Genomic DNA, 8,171 nt, shown 5'->3' on the forward strand with positions numbered 1-8,171 from the left:
TAGATAGCGAGAGCATCTGCTGAATAGATGACTGATGCCTAACTTTTAATAACAGGGGCAGATTGAAATATTTTTTGATCATAGGGGCTGAAGGCATCTAGCAATGATAAAAACATGGGCTATCGTTTAGCTCATAGTGTTCGACGTATAAACACTGATAAAACTAAGAATAGAGCTAACAAAAATGTGTGCGTTGATTAATAAGCACTTATTATAAGGACGTATAAAAGACACTAATTGATGTAATGGTAGCAAAACGTTTTTTTTAATCTATAGCAGAAACGTAAACATAAGCTAATGATAGCATCAATAGTACAAAAATATCGCAACGTTAGCATGTCATCATCAGCGAGGTTGGGCGTCGAATTAGGCATATCGTCAAGACAAAACTAGCGTTGATTGCACGATAAAAAGTGACATAAAGTGACATGAAAAAACCATTAATGATTGCTCACGAATGGTTTTTTTGATTTATACATTGGCATTTTAGAGCGCGGCAGGTATCGTGCCCATGCGCTGGCTAATAGGCTGACTACGACCTAATAGACTGCTATAAATGGTGGCATTTTCCATCACGTGCTTAACGTAATTACGGGTTTCAGGAAAGGCAATCGACTCGACGTACTGGTCGGCTGCGAGCGAACCATATACTGGTTGCCAACGCTTGGCATTGTTCGGACCCGCATTATAGCCAGCCGTTGCCAACACAGGTTGACGGTTTAGCTTACCGAAAATATCGCCCATATACCATGTGCCGTAACGAATATTGGTATCGCCACTATTGGCACGGCTGGCGCTATAGGTCTCACCTAAGTTACGAGCAATGTATTTTGCCGTGTCAGGCATCACCTGCATCAAACCACTGGCACCAACGTTTGAGCGTGCTGATGCAACAAAGCGACTTTCTTGACGCATGATGCCATAAGCCCAAGCAGGATCGATACCAGCAGATTGACTATAACGTACGACTGCATCTTGATGCGGCATCGGATGTGATAACGCTAAGCTGTCTACTCTATCAGTATTATCGACGGCATAAATTGCTCGGTCGAGCCAGCCCATATCATAGGCTTGACGAGCAGCGGCAATAATCAAGTTATCATCACGCTTGTCGCGCGCCTGCTTTACCGCCCAGTTCCATTCACGATTGGCATAGGCACGGCTGGCGTCAGCATTATATAGAGCAAAAGCACGCGCAAAGTTGGCATCTTGCATGACACGTGCGCGATCAGCGGTACTGACATTCGGTAAGTTATTACCACCCAAACGACTGGCATCAAAACGCTGACCCACTTTATCCTTTGCCATTAAGCCATAATAGTCATTATTTTTTGCCAAGTTTTGATACATTTTTTTAGCAGTATTACGCTTGTTAGCATCGCTTGACTGTTCGTAAGCGCGAGCCAGCCAATATTGCCACTGGTCACTTTTTTGGGTTTCAGCCTCCATTTTTGAGATGGCTTCGACCACATCGTCCCAGCGGCTAAAGCGAATCGCTGCCATGGCATAATCTTCGGCTTCTTCAAAATTAAAATCTTCGTCTAAGCTATTGCGAAACCAGTCAACCGCCTCAGCATTAAAACCATCATCCGTATTATGATTCATACGTTGCACCCCAAGGATGCGATACGCATAGCGACGAGTCTCAGCATTCAACAATTTAACTGAACGCTGATTGTCTTGCTTAACATCAAAATCTAACTGTAATGCAGCTTCACGGTAAGACTTATCAGCAACGCGTCCCATGGCATATAGATATAAGTATTGATTGTTTTGACTGGCAGGTTCTCGACTAAAACGGCTAAAAAAAGCAGACGGATTCAGTTGAATCTCACTCAATGCTGAATAAGCAATGGGCGTTCCTAAACGTGATGACAATGCCATAATGTCACCCGTTTTGCCTTTGCGTAACATACGCTTGAGACGCGCCGCGCGATCCTGATTGCTAATCAGCGCGTTATTATTCATCTCCATCGCGAGCTGGTCACACAAGGCGGGCTGCTTTTTGGTCGTCAACCAAACTTCAGATTTGGCTGCCATAGCCCGCATAGTATCGCCGCCATTATTGAACCCAAGCGCAACCGCACAGCGCTCACTGGCATCCGCATTGGTAATCAAATTCGCAACTTGGCGTACTGAGGCGTAATCATTGGAGCCTGCTTTGGTCTCAGCAAAATCAGCCACTAGCTTTTCTGCCATCACGGTATTTGGATATTGACGCACAAACTGTGATACTGCCGCCGAACTTTGCGAATTAAGATCTAAATTCATCCGCCAATAAGTTGGATACATGGCAAACAAACCGCCGCTCATGGCTTGCTCATAATTGTATAAGGCACTGACATCACCGCGTTCTGCCGCAATTGCTGCTGCTGTAAATGAGCTCACACCATTGTCTGACTGATAGCCACTGTTTTGTTGATAGCTGCCTTCTTGCTGATAACTGTCCTCTTCACCCCACGTCAGCTCAGCACAAGCCACCTGTGACAATCCTAGCGCACTCATTGCTGTCGCCAAACTTAACGCACTGACTCGTAGCGTCCTTGCTTTCATTCGTTTTGCATCTTCATTTTGCTTAATAGATTCTCTATCCTTGATGCTATGAGCAACCTGCGGCTTTGTCATACTGACTCTCTTTGTAATGTGTCCAAATGATTTGGCTAAATAATATGTTTAAAATAACAATGCCAAAACGGCGTAAATCGCGATTTAATCAATCGCGCTAATATGGTCGCATTCATCATACTATACTCGTTGCACTTTCAACCATCACCTTTACCTTTTGTTAATAAATACGATAGCACGGTGTAACATAGAAGTGATAGCAAGCTATAATTTTTGCCAAACGCGTTATTAGCAGCAGTAAACAATTGATACTGTTATAAATAATTTATCATAACGACCAACAATTGACCCTGCTAATTTTTCACATTGTCATAGGGTTGTGATAAAATACGCCACCTGTTAATCACCTATCACGCTATATTTTTAGTCAATCATGGACTTATCCTTATGAGTGTTACTGTATTTAATCCCCGCATCGATGACACTGCTGTCGCTGAAACAACCGCTACTGCGCCTGCTGTCATTGCACTCAAAGAATCAAGTTCAGTCCAAGCACCTGTCAAATCAGCGACTAAGAAAGTCTTTGTCACCACGCAGGGCTGTCAGATGAATGTCTATGATTCTGGCAAAATGCTGGATGTGCTCGGTGATTCACACGGTATGGAAGTCACACACGATATCGATGAAGCCGATGTATTGCTGATGAATACTTGCTCTATCCGCGAAAAAGCGCAAGAAAAGGTGTTTTCAGAATTGGGTCGCTGGCGCAAGCTAAAAGAAAAGCGCCCTGATCTCGTCATTGGTGTCGGTGGTTGCGTAGCCTCTCAAGAAGGCGATAACATTCAAAAACGCGCGCCTTATGTCGATATGGTATTTGGCCCGCAGACATTACACCGTTTGCCAGAGCTGTATGATCAATCACATGAGCAGCGTGAAATCGCACCAAAAAATCGCATCGGCACAGTTGACGTATCCTTCCCAAGTATTGAAAAATTCGACTTTTTACCTGAGCCAAGAGTAGAAGGCTTTAAAGCCTTTGTCTCTATTATGGAAGGCTGTTCAAAGTATTGCTCATTTTGTGTGGTGCCTTATACCCGCGGTGAAGAGTTATCGCGTCCACTCGATGATGTATTGGCTGAGATTGATAGCTTAGCAGCGCAAGGCGTGCGTGAAATCAATCTATTGGGTCAAAACGTCAACGGCTATCGCGGTGAAAAAGACGACGGCAGCATTTGCCGTTTCGCTGAGCTATTACATTATGTCTCGCATGTCGATGGCGTTGAGCGTATTCGCTATACGACCAGCCATCCACTAGAGTTCACTGATGACATCATTGATGCCTATGCACAATTGCCAGAGCTGGTATCGCACTTGCACCTACCCGTACAAAGTGGCTCAAATGCTATCTTGGCTGCGATGAAACGCAATCATACGATTGACGTTTATATCAATCAAATTAATAAGCTCAAAGCCATTCGCCCAGATATTCACTTGTCGAGCGACTTTATCATTGGCTTCCCTGGCGAGACGGATCAAGATTTCCAAGATACCTTGAATTTGGCAAAAGAATTAAATTTCGATCACTCCTACAGCTTTATTTACTCTAAACGTCCGGGCACGCCAGCCGCTGAGTTGCCAGATGATGTGAGCTTTAAAACTAAAAAAGAGCGCTTAGCAGAATTCCAAAAAGTCATCATTGACTCAACGCTTGCCAAAACCCATGAGATGGTCGGTACTACGACTCGCGTATTGGTTGAACAAGTTGCCAACCGTCATCCTGACTGCTTAATCGGTACGGCAGATAATACCCGTACGGTCATGTTCCCTCATGATGTTGAGAGAATGGATGAGATGTTAGGTAAACTCGTGAGCGTACGTATTACTGATTTCGTCAGTCCTCACATGGTAAAAGGTGAGCTAATCGAAGTGCTTGCTTAACACTTTATAAAATATACTCGTAGTGTGCTTTCTAAGCCCTCTTTACCCAATAGTTTAAAACAAGAAAAGCCGTTCACTATTAAATAGTGAACGGCTTTTTTATTCATAAAGTGGGTTAGTTTTATCAAGCTCTCAAAGAGAGTGCAAACGATACTTAACTTTCGAAATGATTGCTATAAGGGCATATTAAGATATTGACTTATGAACACAATAAAAGTGCTATAACACAAAAAGCTTCATTAAGATCTCGTTAATATACTCCTCATTATCTTTCAATGCCATTGGTTCTATTCCATAAGTTTGAAAACCAAAATTTTTATAGAAATTAATAGCAGGCTTATTATCATCAGCTACAGTAGGTAAAATTGGTTCCACGTATTTTCTACTATACTCCACAACTTCCCTAAGCAATTGATTTGCTATGCCTTTTTCTCGGAATTCAGGTTCAATGAATACACTGGATAGATACGCTTTATGAGAAAACTTTATTCCCGTCTCTTGTGTGAAGGGGGCTAAACCTATGATTTTATTTTTATGATAGGTGCCAAATACAGTTGAACTTGATAAGCAATTTTCAAAAAAAATTGGTGGTTTTGCTACTTCTGCTACATATGTGGATCCAAACATTCTTGGAGATTTTTCTAGAGCTGAAAGTCTAATAGTTCTGAAATCGTTAAGCTCATTAACACTTAAAATTTTTATCTCAATATTTAACATACGATCATCTGCCCAATCATAAAATACCTAATAGATCAAACTAAGCTACCTGTCTCAGTGTGCAGGGTGAATTACTTTTGTCAAACTCACGTAGAAAGCGCCGATAAAACGTAACCCACTAGATTCGTTTTTTAAACCATAAAACCATTTATTACTTCAGCCAATAAAGCGGCTGCAATGATGATAAATATGATGCCGCAACCACGATTGAGCCACGCTAAACGATTGCCAACATCGAGCCAACTTGCCAGCTTTTTACCACCCAAGGTATAAACGATTTGCCAAATTGTTTCACTTAAGAACAACCCTATCGTTAATAAAACATATTGTGGCCATAACGGCGCACTAAAATTGATAAATTTAGGAAAGAAAGCTGCAAAAAATAAGATGGCTTTGGGGTTAGATAGCGATACCCATACACCTGTACGAAACAAGGTCACATTGCTTGGCGAGATTCTAACCGCTGCGCTTGAGAGCGAACGCGGCTGCAGTGTACCAGCTGTATCTTCACTGCCAGAAAAAGAATATTCAGCCGCGACTTCTTCGCTCATTTCACGAGCATCACTCATCAAGCTGCCATCGCCTGCATCACGCCAAGAGCTAATACCTAGATAGATTAAATAAGCGGCGCCAACCGCTTTTATGATCGTCAATAGCCAAGGTGACTGGCGACTGATCACATCGAGTCCAAGTAGGGTCGAAAGCAGTAATATAAATAGCCCAAGACTCAGACCTGCCAGCGTCCACAGCGTTCGCTTCACGCCATAGTTCATGCCATACTGAAACGCGAGCAGCATATTGGGACCTGGGGTCGCTGAAATAAAAAACGTACTTGCAAAGAATACTGCAAACAGATGCCAAGACATCGACCAACCCCTACTTTGTTATTTATAAAAATTTATCGTAATAATGCCAAACTGCTAAAAAATAAACACCGCCATAACGACGGTGTCTCTTCTGCTAACTCGTCACTTGCTGATAACAGAAAGGAATACTTGCTGATTTAATCCATCAATTGATCGCACAGCTGTCTAATAACTTCTGTAAAAAACCATCACAGCGCTCAATTTCACTCAGCTTAACGTATTCATCGGCTTTATGTGCTTGCTCAATACTACCGGGACCGCAGATGATCGTTGGGATGCCTGCATTGGTAAACTGACCACCCTCAGTCGCATAAGCCACTTTATGACGCTCGTTATCTCCAGTCAGTGCGGCTATTAACGATTGCAATTCAGCACTGTCATTATCAGTCATTGCCGGTACGCTTTCTTCCTGCATCAGCTCAATACCGGTATCGGCAGCACGTGCTTGCATCTGGGCATTTAATTCTGTCACTTTCGCTTGAATCGGTGCAAGAATATCCTCTTGTGTCATATGCGGCAGGTTACGATAGTCAAAGGTAAACTCACATAGATTGGGGACAATATTGGTCGCCGTGCCACCTTTTATCGTGCCTACAGACAATGTCGAATAAGGCACATCGAACAGCGCATCATTATCACTGCGATGACTAATCTCTTCTGCCAACTCATCAACATAACCAATCAAACGACTGGCATAGCTGATAGCATTGACACCTTGGGCGGTCAATGACGAATGCGCAGACTTACCATGGACGCGGCAACGATAAACGGCAATGCCTTTATGTGCCACAACCATCGTCATATTGGTTGGCTCACCGACGATACAATAATCAGGTGTGATACCACGCGCTTTCAAATCTGCCAGTATCAATGGCGCACCCAAACAGCCCACTTCTTCATCGAATGACAATGCTAAATGCAGTGGACGACGTAACTGACCGCTATTTGATAACTGCACAGCGCGTGGTAATAATGTCAATGCACAAGCGATAAAGCCTTTCATATCACACGCACCGCGTCCATATAGCTTATCGCCACGTATCGTCGCAGTGAATGGCTCTGATGTCCAGTCTTGACCATCTACGGGTACGACATCGGTATGACCAGATAGCACGAGACCGTGATTGACTTCGTCAGCGTTTGCCCCTGCTGGCACAGTAACGAATAGATTGGCCTTGTTTTTGGCTTCATTAAAAGTCAAATCTACTATCAAACCTAATTGTTCACAGTATGCTTGCACATCTTCAATCAAAGCTAAATTTGAATGGCGACTGACCGTATCAAAGCCAATCAAGCGTGTGAGCCAATCGATACTATGCGCAGGGTAAGACGTATTTTTGAGCTGATTATTATTGTTCGAAGTCATGAAATATCCTTATCACGATATAATACCGATTTTAGAAAGACGGTTAGCGATGTTAAATTTTCCAAGCCTACTAGATGTAGTACTCGCACACATTTTTCGCTACTGTAATTTCTGGAATGGTAAAAATAGAAAGCGTTAGCGTCTTTGAAATGCGCGATGTTGCAGCGCCTTTACTTCTGCATCTAATCCAGCAATCGGACCTTGTACTGATACATTTGGTGCTACTTCTTGAATACTTAATGAATTGATTGGTGATGTTGATGTCACGCCCATCTCCTCCATCCATTCATCCAACTGTTTTGATGAGCTCACATAAACGATACGACCAAGCCCTGCCCACGCATGCGCGGCCGAACACATGGCACAATGCTCGCCTGAGGTATAAACCACAGCGTTAGCGCGCGCCTCCGCTGTCATATTTGCTGCTGCCCATTTAGCAACGGCAATCTCAGGATGATAAGTAGCATCGACAGAATTGGCACGATTGCGATCTTCATGCAGCACATGACCATCGCCGTCGACCAATACACTACCAAATGGCTCATCGCCCGCCTCGAAAGCTTCAGTAGCAAGCTCAATAGAGCGGCGTAAATGAATCATATCATTGTCAGTTATCATCTCCATCTCCTTTTATCACTTCATACTAGGGCGTGTCCCTAATTCAGTTTGCAATGAATCATAGTACAAGCTAGATACAGCATAGACTTATAATTACGAGC

At 43.2% G+C, this 8,171-nt stretch carries 6 protein-coding genes; 1 reads left to right on the forward strand and 5 read right to left on the reverse strand.

From position 1 onward, the window contains the following. Window positions 1–486: 486 nt before the first annotated feature. A complete protein-coding gene (locus tag JMX82_RS10520) occupies window positions 487–2,625 on the reverse strand; it encodes a lytic transglycosylase domain-containing protein (RefSeq protein WP_060491774.1) in 2,139 nt (712 codons plus the stop codon). Between the two features lie 387 nt (window positions 2,626–3,012). Between JMX82_RS10520 and miaB the strand changes: the two genes are divergently transcribed. Then, window positions 3,013–4,503: a tRNA (N6-isopentenyl adenosine(37)-C2)-methylthiotransferase MiaB gene (miaB, locus tag JMX82_RS10525; RefSeq protein WP_201540489.1), complete on the forward strand. Its 1,491-nt coding sequence runs from the start codon at window positions 3,013–3,015 to the stop codon at window positions 4,501–4,503. 219 nt (window positions 4,504–4,722) lie between these two features. Here the strand turns inward: miaB and JMX82_RS10530 are convergent, their stop codons facing one another. The 4 genes from JMX82_RS10530 to JMX82_RS10545 form a co-directional block, all read right to left on the reverse strand. Further along, a complete protein-coding gene (locus tag JMX82_RS10530; protein ID WP_201540490.1) occupies window positions 4,723–5,220 on the reverse strand; it encodes a GNAT family N-acetyltransferase in 498 nt (165 codons plus the stop codon). 131 nt (window positions 5,221–5,351) lie between these two features. Next, entirely contained in the window at window positions 5,352–6,086 is a 735-nt protein-coding gene (locus tag JMX82_RS10535) for a LysE family translocator (protein ID WP_201540491.1), read from the reverse strand. A 145-nt stretch (window positions 6,087–6,231) separates the two neighbouring features. Then, window positions 6,232–7,452, reverse strand: a complete 1,221-nt coding sequence (gene argE, locus JMX82_RS10540; protein WP_201540492.1) for an acetylornithine deacetylase — start codon at window positions 7,450–7,452, stop codon at window positions 6,232–6,234. Window positions 7,453–7,587: 135 nt separating this feature from the next. Beyond that, complete coding sequence (locus JMX82_RS10545) at window positions 7,588–8,070, reverse strand: nucleoside deaminase (RefSeq protein ID WP_201540493.1); 483 nt, start codon at window positions 8,068–8,070, stop codon at window positions 7,588–7,590. Between the last annotated feature and the right edge of the window lie 101 nt (window positions 8,071–8,171).

The organism is Psychrobacter sp. 1044 (assembly GCF_904846525.1).
Taxonomy (GTDB): Bacteria; Pseudomonadota; Gammaproteobacteria; order Pseudomonadales; family Moraxellaceae; genus Psychrobacter.